16 protein-coding genes are annotated in these 15,586 nt (G+C 65.1%); 8 read left to right on the top strand and 8 right to left on the bottom strand.

Annotated features, from left to right (window positions below):
• Positions 1 to 11 precede the first annotated feature (11 nt).
• Genes ACLBWJ_RS11350 through ACLBWJ_RS11340 form a run of 3 tightly spaced genes read left to right on the top strand, consistent with a single transcriptional unit; the run spans position 12 to position 3,294 of the window.
• On the top strand, positions 12 to 1,097 hold the full coding sequence (locus ACLBWJ_RS11350) for a hypothetical protein (protein ID WP_447660327.1): 1,086 nt from the start codon (positions 12 to 14) through the stop codon (positions 1,095 to 1,097).
• A 5-nt stretch (positions 1,098 to 1,102) separates the two neighbouring features.
• On the top strand, positions 1,103 to 2,305 hold the full coding sequence (locus ACLBWJ_RS11345) for a lipopolysaccharide biosynthesis protein (protein ID WP_447660326.1): 1,203 nt from the start codon (positions 1,103 to 1,105) through the stop codon (positions 2,303 to 2,305).
• A complete protein-coding gene (locus ACLBWJ_RS11340; protein ID WP_447660325.1) occupies positions 2,203 to 3,294 on the top strand; it encodes a glycosyltransferase in 1,092 nt (363 codons plus the stop codon). The genes ACLBWJ_RS11345 and ACLBWJ_RS11340 overlap by 103 nt, the downstream gene beginning before the upstream one ends.
• 424 nt (positions 3,295 to 3,718) lie before the next feature.
• Here the strand turns inward: ACLBWJ_RS11340 and ACLBWJ_RS11335 are convergent, their stop codons facing one another.
• The 4 genes from ACLBWJ_RS11335 to ACLBWJ_RS11320 all read right to left on the bottom strand — a co-directional run bounded on the left by ACLBWJ_RS11335 (position 3,719) and on the right by ACLBWJ_RS11320 (position 7,831).
• Complete coding sequence (locus ACLBWJ_RS11335) at positions 3,719 to 4,429, bottom strand: glycosyltransferase (protein WP_447660324.1); 711 nt, start codon at positions 4,427 to 4,429, stop codon at positions 3,719 to 3,721.
• Between the two features lie 624 nt (positions 4,430 to 5,053).
• Positions 5,054 to 6,154: a glycosyltransferase gene (locus ACLBWJ_RS11330; RefSeq protein WP_447660323.1), complete on the bottom strand. Its 1,101-nt coding sequence runs from the start codon at positions 6,152 to 6,154 to the stop codon at positions 5,054 to 5,056.
• Positions 6,147 to 7,334 carry a glycosyltransferase gene (locus ACLBWJ_RS11325; RefSeq protein WP_447660322.1) on the bottom strand — a complete coding sequence of 396 codons (1,188 nt, stop codon included), beginning with the start codon at positions 7,332 to 7,334 and terminating at the stop codon, positions 6,147 to 6,149. The genes ACLBWJ_RS11330 and ACLBWJ_RS11325 overlap by 8 nt, the downstream gene beginning before the upstream one ends.
• The gene (locus ACLBWJ_RS11320; RefSeq protein WP_447660321.1) at positions 7,271 to 7,831 is read right to left on the bottom strand and encodes an acetyltransferase; all 561 of its coding nucleotides are present in this window, start codon (positions 7,829 to 7,831) and stop codon (positions 7,271 to 7,273) included. The genes ACLBWJ_RS11325 and ACLBWJ_RS11320 overlap by 64 nt, the downstream gene beginning before the upstream one ends.
• A 55-nt stretch (positions 7,832 to 7,886) precedes the next feature.
• Between ACLBWJ_RS11320 and ACLBWJ_RS11315 the strand changes: the two genes are divergently transcribed.
• Genes ACLBWJ_RS11315 through ACLBWJ_RS11300 form a run of 4 tightly spaced genes read left to right on the top strand, consistent with a single transcriptional unit; the run spans position 7,887 to position 11,501 of the window.
• A complete protein-coding gene (locus tag ACLBWJ_RS11315; protein ID WP_447660320.1) occupies positions 7,887 to 9,191 on the top strand; it encodes a glycosyltransferase in 1,305 nt (434 codons plus the stop codon).
• Complete coding sequence (gene gmd / locus ACLBWJ_RS11310; RefSeq protein WP_447660319.1) at positions 9,188 to 10,216, top strand: GDP-mannose 4,6-dehydratase; 1,029 nt, start codon at positions 9,188 to 9,190, stop codon at positions 10,214 to 10,216. Before ACLBWJ_RS11315 ends, gmd begins: the two co-directional genes overlap by 4 nt.
• Positions 10,213 to 11,193, top strand: coding sequence for a GDP-L-fucose synthase family protein (locus ACLBWJ_RS11305; protein WP_447660318.1), 981 nt, complete (start codon positions 10,213 to 10,215; stop codon positions 11,191 to 11,193). The genes gmd and ACLBWJ_RS11305 overlap by 4 nt, the downstream gene beginning before the upstream one ends.
• Entirely contained in the window at positions 11,190 to 11,501 is a 312-nt protein-coding gene (locus ACLBWJ_RS11300) for a Dabb family protein (protein WP_447660317.1), read from the top strand. The genes ACLBWJ_RS11305 and ACLBWJ_RS11300 overlap by 4 nt, the downstream gene beginning before the upstream one ends.
• Before the next feature lie 65 nt (positions 11,502 to 11,566).
• Here the strand turns inward: ACLBWJ_RS11300 and ACLBWJ_RS11295 are convergent, their stop codons facing one another.
• Positions 11,567 to 11,854 (bottom strand): hypothetical protein, encoded by a 288-nt coding sequence (locus ACLBWJ_RS11295; protein WP_447660316.1) that lies wholly within the window; start codon positions 11,852 to 11,854, stop codon positions 11,567 to 11,569.
• A gap of 44 nt (positions 11,855 to 11,898) precedes the next feature.
• Here ACLBWJ_RS11295 and ACLBWJ_RS11290 point away from each other — a divergent pair, with 44 nt between their 5' ends.
• Entirely contained in the window at positions 11,899 to 12,699 is an 801-nt protein-coding gene (locus tag ACLBWJ_RS11290) for an SGNH/GDSL hydrolase family protein (RefSeq protein ID WP_447660315.1), read from the top strand.
• A gap of 38 nt (positions 12,700 to 12,737) precedes the next feature.
• Here ACLBWJ_RS11290 and ACLBWJ_RS11285 read toward each other — a convergent pair whose 3' ends face one another.
• From ACLBWJ_RS11285 to ACLBWJ_RS11275, 3 genes are all read right to left on the bottom strand, one after another.
• Complete coding sequence (locus ACLBWJ_RS11285) at positions 12,738 to 14,030, bottom strand: hypothetical protein (RefSeq protein WP_447660314.1); 1,293 nt, start codon at positions 14,028 to 14,030, stop codon at positions 12,738 to 12,740.
• Positions 14,031 to 14,314: 284 nt separating this feature from the next.
• Positions 14,315 to 14,497 (bottom strand): hypothetical protein, encoded by a 183-nt coding sequence (locus tag ACLBWJ_RS11280; protein WP_447660313.1) that lies wholly within the window; start codon positions 14,495 to 14,497, stop codon positions 14,315 to 14,317.
• Between the two features lie 523 nt (positions 14,498 to 15,020).
• A complete protein-coding gene (locus tag ACLBWJ_RS11275) occupies positions 15,021 to 15,395 on the bottom strand; it encodes a hypothetical protein (RefSeq protein ID WP_447660312.1) in 375 nt (124 codons plus the stop codon).
• Positions 15,396 to 15,586 lie beyond the last annotated feature (191 nt).

The raw sequence follows: 15,586 nt of genomic DNA, 5'->3' as shown, positions 1-15,586 counted from the left end.
AGCTGAGATAGATGAGCTCGACCAGTCGGCAACGGCAGACCGCGATTGTTGTGTGTCCACGCATCGAGGGCCATCGGCTCAGTTATGCGAAGCTGCTTCTTCAGCACGCAGCAGCGACCGGACGCGACGCGGTGCTCGTAGGGCCCCGCGGGATCAGCACCGCCGTCGAGTATCGGACGCACTTGGCCGCAAACACCGTGCCACACGACCTTCGCGAGCTTCCAGATCTTGGGCCGGCCGCAGTTCAGCGCCTTCTTGATGAATCGAAGAGCGCGAGCGTGGTCTTCCCCGACGGCGACGACGTCGTTGCAGCATTCGCCTCCGGCCTCTTGCACCGAGGCAGTAACGACGTTTCCATCCTGGTCATGCGTCCCAAAGGGCAACAGAAGTCTCTAGCGGTCAGGTCCGCAGCGACCGCGGCGAAAGCCAGCGTCCGCTGGGCTGCCCGCCGACGAGCGGGCGTGACCGTGATGACGCTAGCCAGCGCGGTGGCGGCGCATGTAAGTCCATTCGAGGTACGCGACCCGATCGCATTCTCTCCCGACCCGCATCTGGCAGACGCTTATCGAAGGGAGTGGGCCTCGTCCGCGGCCGAAGGCACCCGTTGGCTTGGGGTGGTAGGAGCTCTCACAAGCCGGAAGAACATCCTGGTGGTCTCCGACGCGCTTACGCGGGTTCCGCAGCCCGTGGGCCTCGTCCTCGCAGGCCACGCGGAAGATGGCGAAGCCGAGGTGGCACGGTGGGTTGCGCCCCTCGTCGCAGCGAATATCGTCGTTCAGCGGGTGGCGGGCACTCTTTCAGATGAGCAACTCGACAGCATCATCAGCGCCCTCGACGTCGCCGTCGTCGCGCATTCAAATGAGGGCCCAAGCGGCATCGTGGGCAAAGCCCATGCCGCAAACCGGTTCGTGCTGGCAGCAGGGGCCCTCTCCCTGAAGGCAGATATACGGGCCAACCCAGCGCTCGGATTGTGGACGCCCCTCGAGCCGACAGCGATGGCGCGCGCAGCGGAGGCGCTTCTGAGTAGGAAGCGCTGCACTGGCGGCGGCCCGTATAGCTCCGACTTCGCCGCTCGCCTCCTCGGCGAGGCCGTCTAGCAGCCATGACTCGAACGCCAGGAGCGTCATCCCAAGCGCTTTATCTCGTCGTCGCGACAGGTTCCGCACAACTTCTCGTTGCCGTCTCCTACATTCTTGCCGCCCGGGGAACCGACCCTGGCTCCTTCGGGGCGGTTGCAGCTGCCATAGCTCTCGGCACCTCGCTCATCGGGATTGTTGATTTCGGGGCAGGTTCACTATGGGTGAGGTCGCTCACGGCGCGCGAGCTCACGATCGAGGAGGTGACTCGGCGCTCGTTCTGGAAGGCAGTGCTCGCCTTCGTGATCGCGACTCTGGCAACTGCACTCGTGATCTGGACCGAGCAACCCCTCGAGTACATCGGCCTTGGTCTCATATTCCTGTCGAGCACAGGCGCCCAGCTCGCTCAGGTGCCCCTTAGAGCGGCAGCGCGGAGCGATCGGATCGCGTTCGCCATCGCGCTCAGTCGACTTGCGGGATTTGGTGTGTTGATCGGAATGACGCACCTTCAGGTCCCGTCGACGACCGCGTTGTGGGTGTCTCTCGTCGTCAACGGTGCTGTAGAGACGGTGCTTTACCTCCTATTCACGCCCGTCACTCATCGGTTCCGGCGCGGATCGCTACGTCTGGTCAACCCTTGGAAGGGGTCCCTCCATTTCGGGGTCTACTCGGTGGCAACCAGCGCACAGTCGCTGGACGTTCCGATCCTGACGCTGGCTGCCGGCCCGGCCGCCGCGGGCGCCTATGCTGCCGTAAATCGTTGGACGCAACCCCTGGGCCTCGCCGTAGGGGGCTTCACCTCGGCTTCAGCCCCCTTCGTCGCTCGGGCGCGCAACATTGGGGCGGCCTGGGCCGCGATCAAGAAAGCCACATGGATGCTGGGCGCCGCCCTGGCCTGCTGCATCGCGGCGTTCTTCCTCGCTCAGGTCTTGGTGCCCCTGCTCCTCGGTGAGAAGTACACCTCGGCTGTCACCGTCTTTCAGATCATGGCCCTGGGGACGATTCCCGCGCTCCTGAACCAACCGTTAGCCGTGTTCAGTCAGATGCGGGGCGGCGACAAGGCCGTGGGCGTCGTCACTGGCTTCGGGGTAGCCGCGCGGCTCGCGGCGACCTTCTTCCTGAGCGCATGGCTTGGCGCCTCCGGCGGGGCGCTCGCGTTCGCGCTCTCGCAGGTCCTGCTCCTTGGCGGGCTCATCATCGTGCTGGTTCGGACCGCTCGGAAGGAATGAAGATGCGCATACTTCAAGTGCTTTTGAGTCCTCGCATTGGAGGGGCCGAATCGGCCGCGGCCGCGCTCGCCCGCGAGTGGGAACGTTCGGGAGCGTCATGCGAGACCGTCTACCTTGATAACGATCAACCGCAGGGTGCGTGGCGACGAATCTCAGAATTACATCGCTCCCTGCGACGCATCTCACCTGACGTAGTCGTCTCACACTCCGCGCTTCCCAACATCTACGCACGCCTGGTGTCTTCCAGCCAATCAATCTATTGCGTCCTCCACAGCGCCACACGGGACTTCGATGACCGGAAGATTCGGCTTGCGGAGCGCCTCCTGACTCGGCGAACAGCCGCCGTGATTGCTGTCAGCGAAGAGCAGAGGCGTGAGTACCTCTCGCATTTCCCGAATCAACGAGTCGAGCTCATTCCAAACGGCATTCCTGACGAGTTCCGGCCCGGCGCGCGGTATCACCCGGACGCACCGGTCATCACGGTCGGCCGGGTCGCTAGGCAGAAGGATCCCGACCTCTGGGCGGAAGCCGCGAGGGCAGTTCTAGCTGATCGACCGACAGTTCGATTCGAGTGGTACGGACCAACGATGGTTGAGCGCGAGTGGGATGACCTCGTCGCGCGACACAGCACGCCGGATGGAAGCGTGGTGTTTCGCGGTCCGACCGATCACGTGGCGACTGTTCTCCGCTCGGGCTCGATCTTCTTCCACCCTTCACGTCGGGAGGCCCACAGCGTCGCTATCCTCGAGGCTGCGGCAACCGGTCTGCCCGTAGTCTGCAGCGACAGCGTGGCAGAGACACTTCCCGACTGGCTGCCGCGCACCACGTTCCGCGGCGGGCAGGCCTCCGACGCAGCCCGGGCATTGAAGGAGACGTTCGACGACCTGCCGCTCAAAGCGGCGGAAGCAGCGCTGCACGCGGCGAAGGTGCGAGATCAGTTCGGCATCGAACGGACGGCGGCGGCCTATCTTGCGGTAATCAGCCGCTAGCACCGAAGGCGATGTGCGCCCCGATGGGTGTGCCACTTTGAGCGGTCATCATTCGGCATGCCAACTGAGGAGCGAGATCCAAACGCTCAGCCCGAGTTCCGTCGGTTGCTCGACGTAGCGGTGTATCGGCCGCGCTCCGCCGATGCGAGCGCCGAACGCGACAGCTACGGTCGCGATCCATCGATACTGAGTTCTCTTACGACAAGGCAGAGCCCCCTCCAGTCACATCACCTCACCGCCGGCAGCTGCGCGCGGAAGCGCCGCGGTTTTCACCTGAAACCCCGCGACCGGATCACTCGTCAACGGGCTACGCGCTGACGCTTCAGCGTGCACCGCCCAGGTCCCCCGTCGTGGTTAGTGGGCCCCGCCCGCACAATGCCGCGCAGCGCGGTTCAAGGAGAGAACCGGCCATGTCGTCACCTTTTCACCGGATGAGCGCTCGGTAGAAGGTCTGTCCGAACTGTCGGGGTGTTCGGCTTAGGATCTCGTGGTCCGGAATGGGATCCCGCCAAGCACCTCTCGAACTTGTCAGCGCCTGAGATAAACCCGCCACATCCGGCGAAGATATGTACACGCCTCGCATCCCTTCAACACTGGACGCGACACCGGCGCGATCGCTCACGACAGCGTGTCGACCGGCCGCGAGAGCCTCGTTGACGACCAAGCCCCACACCTCTTCTAGGGAAGGAAGGACGAGCGTGTGGTGCCTCGCCATCTGGTCCGGAAGCGCACTATAAGGGAGAGCGCCAAGGAAATCCACGTCTCCCGCGACTTGAAGGTCCCTTGCGACCGCTTCCAGGTGACGCCGCTCTGGGCCTGCTCCCACTATTGTCAACTTGTCACCCGACAAGAAGACCCTCGCGAACGCCCGAATAAGGCTATCCACATTTTTCCGGTCAATCAGTTGCCCGACGTACAAGAAGCGATGCCCCGCGGCCACAGGCGCGCTTTGAGCCACACTTGCGAACGACTCAACGTCGACGGCGTTGAAGCCCTCACGGATTCTGGACTCGTGGACCCCCAAATCGCGCAACGCGTCCGCAGCGGCCGGCCCGGGCACCACGACAGCATCCAGACTGCGGAAGAACTTTCCTCGAGCCAGAGCTACAGGGCCATCATGATGGCGCTGGGACATGCGAGTGGATTCATAGAACCCAACCCGCCTGACGCCGAACCTCCTTGCCGCAGCGGACAGCTGCCAGCAGGCAGGCGACTCCCATGCTCCAAGCAGTACGGCATCACAGCCGTTGACCAAGCGGGAGGCTGGTTCACGCAGGCCATAGTAGAGGCGCTCCCCGCGACCCACGCGCACGGTACGAAGGGTGGAGATGTCCAAACCGCTCGACCGCGCCGACGAGACAGTCCAATCTGCGGATCGCCGACCCGCCGACAACAACTCTTCATCGCCCTGGAGTAGGCGTACCCGCAGGTCGACGTTTTCGGCGAGAGATTCCCAGACCGGTATCCGGTACGGCGCGGCATTGTTGGTCACCCAAAGCACTTGGGGCTTCCCAGACGACGATGACACACAAGCTCCCCAGCGGCCCGACGGCAGGAAAGAGCGTCGGGGCCGCGAGAGTCACTTCGGGTATGACAATCGTGGGGTCGAAACCCTCCGCAAACGGAGTCCCCTGAGCCCTCGTCGAGGTCGCTGTCGGAGCGTACCGCATAACGTCAACGAGATTGGTCGTTTTCACCGCGGAACAATGAACAGATGATCACAGTCGCGTGGACGATCACATCCGCTGCGCACGCTCGCTCATCCGTCCAGCATCAAACGAACGCCGCGTCGAAAGTTCTCGACCATGTCGTCCAGCGTCGGTGGATCTGGCCAATCGGCAACACGGCGCGGCGATGCTCCCTGCATCGTCGCGGCCATAGCCTCCGCGAACGCTCCAGCGTCATCCGCAACGACCTGCGTGAAATCTTCGCCCCGCAGGTACTCGAGTTCAGGAGCATGCCAGGGCCAGTCCGTGGTGATGAGCGGGGTACGAGACGCCAGACAGTCGACCGCGAGCAGTCCGACGCGGCCCGGGTTGACGACGGCTCGTGCTCCGCGCAGGACCGCGGCCTTCTCGGCAACTCCGCCGTATCCGAGCCGCGTCACCTGCCCACGAGCGACTGCGCGGTCTAGAAGCTCGGCCTGGTCGCCACGGCCGAGCACCACGATGTGCACGTCGGCGCCGCGTCGGTGAGCGAGGTCCAGCGCTGCTGCGAGGAATCTGATTCGCTTGCTCTCGTCGAGACCACCGATGTACGCGAGATACGGCCCATCTGGAACGCCGCGCGCACGCAGCGCAGCCTGCGCCTCCGCGACCGACAGCTGGTCCAGCGCGCTCCGCAACTCGTCTGAGTCGATGGTGTTCATCACCGTAGTGATATCCCGCGGGGCTACACCCGCGTTCCTGGCGAATTCCGCGCCCCCCGGGGTGTAGGCGAAGACGTGGTGAGCGCGTCGCAGCTGCCAGCGTTCGACCAGCCCGTCGACGGCGTTGAGAGGAGAGGTATAAGACGCGATGTGGCCCCACACGCCCACGCGGGCCTGTCCCCGGTGCGCCAGCGCTGACATCGCGTCAAGCGATGACCCCTGGTGCGGCACGATCACCGCATCGGATCCTCGCCAAAGCGAACGCGAGTAGGTGAGCGATAGATGCCTACTGCCGATCTCGACTATTCGAGGCGCCACTGTCTCGAGCCAGCCAGCCGTGGCTGAATCTCCCCGTGCCTTCTGGCTCTTCGTCGGCTCTCCTGCGATGACTCGTAGGCGAACGTCGTCGTCTCGAAGTGCCCGCTCCAAGCCGTCGAAAAAGGCCACGCGGTAGCGAGGCACGTAAGGCTGCACGATCGACAGCTCACGCATGCCGCGCCGGTTCCTGAGCGAGCCCATACTCTCGCTCCAGCACTGCCGCTACAGCATCGATGTCGAGTTCCGCCTCCACGTACCGCCGCGCCCCGTCGCGCAGCTCTTTCGAGCGCGCTGGCGACCCCCATACCTCGTGCACGGCATTCGCCAGCGCTTCGACGGAACCGTCCGTCACCATCGCGGCGCCATATCGTTCACAATCGTCCGCAATACCAAGCGACGAGGTGGTCACGACAGGAGTCCCCGCGATGAAGGCCTCGAGGACGGACATCGGGAACACCTCGTTCACTGAGGGAAGCACGTACACCCGAGCGGACGCGAGAGCATCGGCGGTCTCCGATGGCGGAAGCGGCCCCGACCACACGAGCCGGTCACCCATCCGCGCCGCGTCGATCGCGGCTGCGACTTTGCCGCCTTCGCCTTCGTCGGGTCCGATAATCCGGAACGTCGTAGTCGGCAGGCGATCCGCCAGCACCCGGGCCATCTCGACGAACGCCAGGGGCCGCTTGCGCTCGTGGAGTCGAGCAAGAAACACAACCTCGTCACGTCGACCGTCGTAGGGCGGCGGCGGCGTGGGCTCCACACCGTTGACAAGGCGCGTCACGCGTGCGGCGGATGCGAGATCAGCGAGATCGGAGTGCTCCCGCTCCGTCAGGACGAGCCAGGCCCGCGCACGCCGCAACGCTCTTCGCATTGCAACGGCATCGAGCAGCTTGGCGAGGAGACGATCTGAGGCGTCCACCATCCCGTGGGGCTGCACGACGAAGGGGACCCCCGACTTCGCGGACAGCATCGCCGCGGGGAGGGTGACCAGGTCGCGCGCGAGATGGATGTGCGCGACGTCGGTGTCGCTGAGGTCACGACGCAACGCTCGCTGCATCCCCTCCGGCCACAGCGTGGCAAACCCTCCAAAAGGCGCGAGCCGTCGAACGGGAAAGGTACGCAATCGGTAGCCGTCCTGTACGACATTGTTCGCCTCGTCACGAGGAGTGCCGGCGTAGACCGTGACCTCGTGCCCACGACGAGCAAGGGCCTTAGCTTGGGCGAGAGCAACTCGCGTCGGCCCCCCAAACGCCCCGTCCGACGACGAATACGTGACGACGTGCGCGATTTTCACTCGGGCACGGCCGTCTTCGAGAAGCGCGGAGCGATGTAGGCCAGCGGATTGCCGCCCCACACCTCGGCGTCCGGAACGGGGCGTCCGTCGACCAAGCTCAACGGGCGGACCAGAGCGCTCCGTCCTATGCGGCTCCCCCCGAGCACGACGCACCGGGATGTGATCCAGGCCCCGTCTCCGATGTGGACCGGGCGTGTGATCAGCGCCATGTCGCGTCGGTGCGCGTGGCTGCCCGTAGTGACAAAGGTCTCCTGCGAGATGACGGCATCATGACCGACGTACACATGATCCTGGTTGTGGAACCAGACGCCTTCTCCGATCCATGAACGGTCTCCGATATGGAGCTTCCACGGAAACTTGACCCGCGTCCGCGGGCGGAAGACGACTCCGCGTCCAATCTCGGCGCCGAACGCTCGAAGGGTGCGGATGCGTAAGCCGGAACTGATCTGCCACGGGTTGGTGACGAGCAGGAGTTCGACCACCGCCCACAGGTAGACCTGCCAGTTGGGACGGTCCCAGGCCGCGCGTTCGCCGGGCGCCCGGGAAAGGTCGATCACCGGGATGTCATCCAATGTGCGCCCTCCGTAACGACTGCGAAACGATGCCCGCTATATGGTCGAGGGTATGCCGAAGGATGCCCCCGCTGTCACTGTAGTCGGCATCAACTACCCACCGGAGCCCACAGGCATCGCTCCATACACCGGAGCGATGGCCCGTGGACTAGCTGCTCGCGGTACCAGCGTGCGAACCGTCACAGCGCACCCTCATTATCCGGACTGGCGGGTTGCGCCAGGTTACGGGCAGTGGGCGAGTAGCGAACATCTGGATTCCGTCCAGGTCCAGCGAGTCCGGCATTACGTGCCGAACCCACCGACGGGCGTCCGCCGGCTGCTGTCGGAGATCACCTTTGGCGTCCGGTCTGCGTTGACCCGGTGGGGGGCGGCGGACGTGCTCGTATTCGTCTCACCTGCGCTCTTCGGTGCGAGTTTGGGCATGATCCGGGCGAAGCTGTTCCATCGCAGAACTCCTACCGCGGTCTGGGTGCAGGACCTTTACAGTCTCGGGTTGACAGAGACCGGACAGGGGGCTGGGCTGACGGCACGGGTCATGCGCGTTGTCGAGGGCAGGCTCCTTCGCGCAGCGAGCAGGGTCGTCGTCATTCACGATCGCTTCGCTCGCCGCGTCGCTGCCGATTTCGGAGTGCCACCCAATCGCATCGTGATTGTGCGGAACTGGACACATCTTCCTCTTGCTCCCGCTATTGACAGGGCCACCGCGCGGAGCGTTTTCGGTTGGGGGGAAGAAGTCGTCGTGCTGCACGCCGGCAACATGGGTGTGAAGCAAGGGCTCGAAAACGTCGTCAACGCAGCTCGCTTGTCGGGCGAGACCGGCGCACGCGTGCGGTTCGTTCTGCTGGGAAACGGTGGCCAACGCGGACACCTGGAGGGTTTGGCGGAAGGCATCGAACAGGTCGAGTTTATGGACCCCCTCGCAGACGACCAGTTCGCGCTTGCTCTCGCCGCCGCCGACGTTCTGCTCGTGAACGAGAAGCCCGGCGTCTCCGAGATGGCTGTGCCGAGCAAGCTCACCTCGTACTTCTCGACAGGCCGACCGGTGCTTGCAGCCACCGACGAGGGCGGCATCACAGCCGAGGAGATTCGTGCGGCTGACGCCGGGGTAGTCGTTCCGGCTGGCTCGCCGTCAGCGCTTCTCGAAGCCGCCGTTGCTCTCGGCCGTGACACCGCGCGTGCCGACGCGCTCGGTGCTAATGGTCGTCATTACAGAGAGACGGTCCTCGACGAATCCTTCGCGATCGATCGATTCGCTAACCTACTTGAGCAGCTCATCCGTGGGGGACATGAGCAGCAACGAGCGCCCTCGACTCGCCACAGCCCCCTGGACGGAGCTTCCTCTTGACCAAGCGCGCACTCATTACCGGCATCACTGGCCAGGACGGCTCCTACCTCGCGGAGTTGCTGTTGTCGAAGGGGTACGAGGTGCACGGACTCATCCGCCGAGCGTCCACCTTCAACACTCACCGCATCGACCACCTTTACGTCGACCCGCACGACCCGAGCGCGAAGCTGTTCCTGCACTACGGTGACCTCTCCGACGGTGCGCGCATGGTCACGCTGATGTCGGAGATCAACCCCGACGAGGTCTACAACCTCGCCGCACAGTCGCATGTTCGGGTCTCGTTCGACGAGCCCGAGCACACGGCCGACACCACCGGCACCGGAACCATCCGACTGCTTGAGGCTGTTCGCCTCTCGGGCATTTCAACCCGCTTTTACCAGGCGTCGACGTCGGAGCTGTACGGCGCGACTCCCCCGCCGCAGAACGAGGAGACCCCGTTCTACCCACGTTCGCCTTACGGCGTCGCAAAGCTGTACTCGTACTGGATCACGAAGAATTACCGCGAGGCGTACGACATGTTCGCGGTCAACGGCATCCTCTTCAATCACGAGTCTCCCCGCCGCGGCGAGACCTTCGTCACCCGCAAGATCACCCGGGCCGTCGCGCGCATCAAGGCAGGTGTTCAGAAGGACATCTACCTTGGCAACCTCGACTCCATCCGCGACTGGGGCTACGCCGCCGAGTACGTCGAAGGCATGTGGCGGATGCTGCAGGTCGACGAGCCGGAGGACTTCGTTCTCGCCACGGGTGTCGGCTACACGATCCGTGACTTCCTGGAGACAGCGTTCGGACATGTCGGGCTCGACTGGCAGGAGTACGTGAAGTTCGACGAGCGCTACCTGCGTCCCACCGAGGTCGACGCCCTCATTGGCGAGCCCGCCAAGGCTGCCGACAAGCTCGGCTGGGTCCCGACCATCGATGGGAAGGAACTGGCGAAGCTGATGGTTGATGCCGACGTGCAAGCACTCGAACAGGGCCCCAACTGGATCGACACTGTGAAGCTCGCCTCGTGGGGTCACAAGTGACCGCGAGCGACGGCCTGAGCTACACGCCGGGCGAGCTCGACCGTGACGCGGCGTTCTACGTTGCGGGACACCGCGGTCTCGTCGGTTCCGCCATCGTGCGGCGACTCGAGAAAGCCGGCTTCACCAACGTCGTCGGCAAGACCTCAAAAGAGCTCGACCTCAAGAACCGCGACGACGTCTTCGCCTACCTCGATGAGATCAAGCCGAAGTACATCGTTTTGGCGGCAGCCAAGGTCGGCGGCATCATGGCGAACAGCACGTACCCCGTCGACTTCCTGAGCGACAACATGCGCATCCAGACGAACGTGCTCGATGCCGCACTCGCGAACGACGTCGAGCGTGTCGCCTTCCTCGGCTCGTCGTGCATCTACCCGAAGTTCGCCGAGCAGCCCATCCGCGAGGACTCGCTGCTGACGGGCCACCTGGAGCCGACGAACGATGCCTACGCGATCGCCAAGATCGCCGGCATCCTTCACACGCAGGCGGTTCGGCGGCAGTACGGGCTCCCCTGGATCTCGGCCATGCCGACGAACCTCTACGGGCCTAACGACAACTTCTCGCCGCAGGGATCTCACGTCCTGCCCGCGCTCATCCGTCGTTATGACGAGGCGGCGCGTTCGGGTGCGAGCTCAGTGACGAACTGGGGCACCGGAACCCCGCGCCGCGAGTTCCTGCACTCCGACGACATGGCGGATGCCGTGCTCCACCTGCTCGAGCACTATGACGGCCCCGAGCAGGTCAACGTCGGCACCGGGTCCGACGTCACGATTCGCGAAATCGCCGAGACGATCGCCGACGTCACCGGCTTCGAGGGCGAGACCGAGTGGGACACCTCGAAGCCCGACGGCACGCCGCAGAAGCTGCTCGACGTATCGAAGCTCGCCGAGGCCGGCTGGACCGCTCAGATCTCGCTGCAAGAGGGCCTGGAGCGCACTGTGGCGTGGTACCACGACAACGTGGAGCGCATCCGCGAGTGAGCGCCTTCCGCCACATCGTGCTGTTCCGCATCCACGATGAGGTCTCGGATGAACGAGTGACCGAAGCGATCTACGCGCTTCGGTCACTCGCCGTTCTGCCCGGCATCGAATCGTGGGCGGTCGAGCTGTCGCTGGACCGACGCAAGGGCCGCGTTATCGTGGAGGATGGGGTCTTCAGTGATCAGGCCGCGTTCGAGGCGTTCCACGCGGCGTCGCTGCACAGATCGACGGCCCAGGCGATGGCTGAGATCTCGGATTGGTGGGTCGGCGACATGCACGGACCCCGGCAGCACTCTCGTGTCCCCTAGCTCGGACGGCATTGCTGGACTAAGTGCGTGCGTTACTCGAGGTCACATGAAGAGGCGCTGCGGGGTCAGCGAGTCAAGGCGGGAACCAGGAAGACGCTTATCGCGAGGCCGATAACGGCAGTGAGAGCGGCACACCAACGCACGAGCTTGCCCCACGCATCGGGCGTCAACGCGCCCCATTGGCGGTCCTCGCCGTGGAGGTGGGGCAACGAGAACGTGTGACCGATGAACGCCTCAATGGCCACAAACAGACCGAACAGGGCAACCCGCCAAGCGAACTCGTCGACGGTGTCTATCGTGGGCCAGAACGCGGCGAGAGGCGCAAGGCTAATCAGGATGATGACAATCAGCATGCTGCCGAATCTAGCGAGTCGGACGCTCCCGTAGAATCGCGCGCATGGGGAAACGACGCGGCCGCCACAGCTACGATCAGCCCGGGGGCTTCTGGCGTCAGGAGTTCGGCGGGATGCCACTGTGGGGCCTCGTGGGCGCGCTCGCGCTCCTCGTCGTCCTCGGTGTCGGGACGATGCTCGCGATGCCCGCGCAGAGCACTGCAGACCCGAACCAGCAGCCGCGTCCGATCCCCACATTCTCGTTCGGGACACCGGCTCAAGCCCCCGTCGTGGCGGCATTCATTGGCGACTCGTATACGGCTGGCGCAGGATCGAGCAGCGGCGCAGGCTTTGTTGACTCCGTCGCGTCGGCCCACGGTTGGCAGGCGCTCAATCTCGGCGTCGGAGGTACGGGCTACATCACGACCGGCGAAGCGCAGGACCCTGAAGACGCGCGGGCCGCCTGCGGACTCGACTACTGCCCAAACTACGGCGAGGTCATCAACTCGGCCGCGGATGCCAACCCGGCCGTCGTTGTGGTCAGCGGCGGCCGCAACAACTCGTGGGCGAAAATCGGCCTGACGGCCGAGCACGTGGATCAGTTCTTCACCGAACTCCGTGCAGCGTTGCCGAATGCGCGCATCATCGCGACATCGCCCCTATGGGACGACGACCCGGTCCCCGCCGTTATCGGTCAGATTGGCAGCGCTGTGCAGACCGCAGTTGCAGCCGTCGGCGGCGAGTACATCGACATCGGTCAGCCGCTCGCAGGAGACGCCGCGCTGGTCGCCGCTGACGGCATACACCCGAGCGATGCCGGTTACCAGCGCATCGTCGACGCGATCAACGCGGCACTCCCGCAATAGCGCTTATGGCATTGTGACGCCGAGCGCGGTCCGGTCGATTACGACCGTGCGGCAGCGCTTTGTCGCGCAGGTCGGACCTGCGCGCCATCGGTCGCGCCCGACCGGGAAGTCAGCGTCATCGCCCCCGCCATCAATAACCACGCACCGGGATGCCATTGAGAGGGTTGCGCAGCAACGACAACGACTAAGAAGGCGGCGAAGGCGACTGCACCGGGCAAGGTCCGAAGGCCAGCGATGGCCCCGAAGATCAACGCCACGGAGAGGGCAAGGGCGAGCGCTGGGGTGTTCGTGAAGGTCACCAACAGGTTGATGTTTCCGGTGGACGCAGCGCTTGCGTTCCCAAGGTTGGCGATCCCGCGGTCCGTGAACGAAGCTGCGGCTACCGTTGCCTTCTCGCCGAGCGCGGCCTCGATAACCGGAGGCGCTGATAGCGCCGCGACCCCCACGAGGACAGCGACGAGGAAGTAACGACGCTGGCGGGCGAGCATCATAATCACCCCGGCCGTGACCGCAACCGCGAAAGCCAGGACGGTCGCCAGAGACTGCGCGAACGCAATCATGGCGATCAAGACGACCCCGGTCCAGATGCGTCGCCGTCGGCTCGCCCACGTCCCGAAGACAACTGCGAGCAGGGGCGCTAGGTAGAACGCGGCGAGCCCTGGCTCACCTGTGAGCGGCGCCAGGCGTCGCGTTCCCGGGATGAACGGTTCGCCGCCCGTCGCCACAGTGAACGGCACATGGAGCGTGAAGGTACGGTTCTCAACCGCAAATGCGGCCAACGGGTTAGCGAATGCTCCGAGAAGGTAGGTGACGACGAACGAAGCCGCGAAGGCCCCCAAAACCCAAGTGATGCCACCTAGTAGCTCCAGAACGAACTTGGGTCGGGACACGGCCAGGCCGCCGACGAGCGCAGCGACGGCGAACAAGCCCGCCACCGGGGCGCCAAATGTCACTGCCATGCCGACACCCGGCAGGAGCACGAATGCACCGAGACACGTCACCAGGCCGGCGTCGCTGCGGACAGTCGGACGGTACGACAGGCACACGGCCAGCAGCCCGAGCACTCCGATCAGGGAGTAGAGGAACGACGTCTCACCGAAGACGCCAGGCCCCACAAGGAAGGCAAACAGCGCCCCGAGAGCGCCCCGAAACCCCACTCGCGCGACCACGAACGCGAGCGCGGCGACCGCCACGGCCACCATCCCAGCGAGTGCTGGGTCGCCAGATATGAGGAAGACCGCGGCACCGAAGCCGCCCGATGCGAGCGCCCCAGCACCGACCGCCAGGCCGCCATCCGCGCGGAGTTGCGCGGGCAGTTGCTGAGTACTCACAGGCCGATGCTATCGGCCCCGCTCACCTGTTGCTCGTCGCGAGGTCGCTGATACCAGCCAGCCCTACCAGTGCGTTCCCCACCCGAGGAATAGCAGGAAGACAACGACGAGTGGCGCGATCATCGAAGCCCCGAGAAGCGGATGCCACTCCGAATCAGAAGACTGCCTCTGCCTTCCGCTTTGCAACCGCGCGGGAGAGGTCTACGCAGCCGCGATGGTTCATCGATCCCGTGGCGCCGGCTGGTTCGGCTGAGAAGCGTTGCAATCAGCAACCTGCGGTCACCTCAGTGCAGGTCGCGTACCCGAAGGAGCGAGAGCTTGCGATGCGTGAGCCCTGAGCGGACTCGCACCATGCTGCATCCGCCCTGCACGAGTTCGTCGCGGATGTCAGCGGTCAGGACGAAGGGCTGCACCTGGCGCCAGCCATCGGCTGCGTCGTAGATGTGAGTAACTCGATACTTGCGCATGGTTCCTCCCCTTCCGTAGACCACCCCTGATCGATGCGCGTCGGCACCCTGCCCCCGACAGAACGCGACGATACGCCGCTTACGTCGGGCGCACAGGAGGCCTGAGCAAACCCGGGGCTACCACCCGTATCGACTACCGGTCGGGTTGCGCCGGCACTGAGGTTCCGACACAGCCGGGCCGCCCGCGGCATCCGTCGTCCGCGTAGCGTGGAGAAGACCCGACGACCGTGAGGAGCCACCGTAAACACCACCCTCTTCTTCATCGCCGCGCTGCTCGCCGTCGCGGCGATCGCGACGGCAGCCGCGTACGGTCGGCGACGCAGCCGCCGCAAGCGCTGACCGAACGCGCACGTGACCGTCACCCGTGACGCCCCTATCCGCCCGGGCAGTCGCAGTCGTCGTCGCTGCGGCAGGCGCACCAGCCGGGCGCGAAGTCCGAATCCGCCTCATCCTCGCCCGTCCCGCTGATCTCGCCCGTCCAATCGACGGAGTGGTAGCTGAGGATGACTCCCCAGTCAGCCGACTAGCGCTCGACCATTTCGTATGACAATTCGTCGACCGTGCATCCGGCGTCGGTCAGATGAGCCCGATATCCGGCGATCACCTCCCCCGGGTCGCCGCTCGCAGGCGCAACGAGCCATCGAGAGGAACGCGAGCAGGTCCACGCGCTGAGATCCTGGACCCACCAGTTCCTCTTCCCCGGCGAGCAGACATCCGTGGTCTCCGTGGCCAGCAAGACCCCGCCCGCCGCGCGCGAAAGGGCCGCTTCGGCCGCCGCCGCGGCATCCGCACGCTGCGCCACCGTGTACGGGTCGTACTCCTGCGGGTCGACGCGCCCCTGCGAACACGCGCTCACCGCGAGCACGAGGGCGACGCACCCGACGGTCGCGACGAACACGCGGCGCGGCCTTCGCGCCACGCTCCGTCGCATCACGTTCAGTCGGTCACCGCCCGGCTCGAGCGGGCAGTGCCGCGTCTGCCGAAGCGACCGAGTGTCCCCGCGGCGCCACTCTAGTGATCACGGCTACCTGCGCGCCTTTCGCGCGTCCACGCGAGTGACATCGGCGCAACCTGACTGGCAAAGTCACA

The sequence above is a fragment of the Microbacterium sp. M4A5_1d genome (assembly GCF_053345465.1).
The sequence above is the reverse complement of the archived record's forward strand: the minus strand, read 5'-3'. Positions and strand labels throughout refer to the sequence as shown.

What these genes read in the sequence shown, in the direction of transcription:
- ACLBWJ_RS11350 (WP_447660327.1), top strand. Translation starts at nt 12, where the DNA reads ATGAGCTCGACCAGTCGGCAACGGCAGACCGCGATTGTTGTGTGTCCA.
- ACLBWJ_RS11345 (WP_447660326.1), top strand. Translation starts at nt 1,103, where the DNA reads ATGACTCGAACGCCAGGAGCGTCATCCCAAGCGCTTTATCTCGTCGTC.
- ACLBWJ_RS11340 (WP_447660325.1), top strand. Translation starts at nt 2,203, where the DNA reads ATGGCTTGGCGCCTCCGGCGGGGCGCTCGCGTTCGCGCTCTCGCAGGT.
- ACLBWJ_RS11335 (WP_447660324.1), bottom strand. Translation starts at nt 4,429, where the DNA reads ATGTCCCAGCGCCATCATGATGGCCCTGTAGCTCTGGCTCGAGGAAAG.
- ACLBWJ_RS11330 (WP_447660323.1), bottom strand. Translation starts at nt 6,154, where the DNA reads ATGCGTGAGCTGTCGATCGTGCAGCCTTACGTGCCTCGCTACCGCGTG.
- ACLBWJ_RS11315 (WP_447660320.1), top strand. Translation starts at nt 7,887, where the DNA reads ATGGTCGAGGGTATGCCGAAGGATGCCCCCGCTGTCACTGTAGTCGGC.
- ACLBWJ_RS11295 (WP_447660316.1), bottom strand. Translation starts at nt 11,854, where the DNA reads ATGCTGATTGTCATCATCCTGATTAGCCTTGCGCCTCTCGCCGCGTTC.
- ACLBWJ_RS11290 (WP_447660315.1), top strand. Translation starts at nt 11,899, where the DNA reads ATGGGGAAACGACGCGGCCGCCACAGCTACGATCAGCCCGGGGGCTTC.
- ACLBWJ_RS11280 (WP_447660313.1), bottom strand. Translation starts at nt 14,497, where the DNA reads ATGCGCAAGTATCGAGTTACTCACATCTACGACGCAGCCGATGGCTGG.